The 1,285-nt window shown below is 81.1% G+C and carries 1 protein-coding gene; it reads left to right on the forward strand.

The window, feature by feature from the left end; genetic code table 11:
- Positions 1-1,285: DUF5682 family protein (locus ACFVXK_RS38700; protein ID WP_389622110.1), on the forward strand; the 1,285-nt coding region annotated here is incomplete at both ends.

The raw sequence follows: 1,285 nt of genomic DNA on the forward strand, positions 1-1,285 counted from the left end.
GCTGCCGTCCCCCGAGGACCCGGCGCCGCGCGAGGTGCGCCTCGACCCCCTGCGCTCCGAGCTCGACGGGCGCCGCGAGGTGCTGCTCCGGCGCCTGCTGGTCTGCGGGGCCTCGTACGGCGAGCCCGTGGACGTGGCCGCCACCGGTGACGGCACCGCCCTGGGGAGCAAGTGGCGGCTGTCCTGGACCCCCGCGGTCCCGGCCCGCCTGGACCTGGCGGGGGTCCGCGGCGTCACCGCCGCCCAGGCGGCCGCGGGTACGCTGCGCGACCTCGCACGCCGCGAGGCCGCCGAGGGCGGCCCGACCGCCGCGCAGGTGCTGGCCGGCCTGGAGGCCGCCGCGCGCTGCGACCTGCCCGAGCTGGTCGACGTACGACTGGAGGAGGCGGCCGCCGTGCTGCCGGAGACCGCCGGGGTGGCGGAACTCCTGGAGGCCGTCGACCTGTTGGAAGGGCTGCGGCGCGGCCACCTGCCCGGCACCTCCGCCGGGGCCCGGGCCGCCGCCGGGGCGCTGGCCGGCGATCTGCTGGACGCCGCCGTACGGTCGTTGCCGGGTCTCGCCGGCAGTGACGACCCCGCCGACGCGGCCGCCCTGGTGGCCCTCTCCGACCGTGCCGCGGCGCGCGGGCTGGGCGTGCGGATGGACGCCGCCCTGGCGGAACTCGCCGAGGGCGGGAGCCCGTTGATGCGGGGGGCCGCGTCGGCCGTGCGGGTGCTGCTGGACCTGGACCCGGCGGCCGGGCTCGGCGCCCGCGCCGCCGCCTGGGTGGACGGGGCCGCCACGGCCGACGGGCGGCGCACCCTGGCCCGCCGGCTCGCCGGGCTGCTCACCGCGGCCGGGCCGCTGCTGGAAACCTCCCCGGCCGCACTGACCCCGCTGCTGGACCGGGTGGACGGCCTGGCCGACGAGGCCTTCCTGCAGCGGCTGCCCGCGCTGCGGGCGGGGTTCGACGCGCTGTCCCCGGCCGCGCGGGACCGGCTGCTGGACACGGTGGCCGAGCGCCTGGGCGAGCGGCCCGACCTCACCCTCGACGCACCGGCCGCGCTGCTCGCCCTCTGGGCCGCCGCCGACGCGGCGGGCCTGGGCGCCCTCAAGGAACTCCCGCTGCCCGTGCGTCCGGCGGAGCCGGAGGTCACGGGCGCGAACGCCACGGCCCCGGCCCGCCCGCAGCCGGGCGGACCGGCCGGCGGCGCGGTGTCCGGAACGGTGCCGTCCCCGCGTCCGGGGCACCTCACCGACACCGCTGCCGAGCCTGCGCCGACACCGCCGAGCGCGCAGCCGGGC

It is taken from the genome of Streptomyces sp. NPDC058157 (genome assembly GCF_042884105.1).
GTDB lineage: Bacteria > Actinomycetota > Actinomycetes > Streptomycetales > Streptomycetaceae > Streptomyces.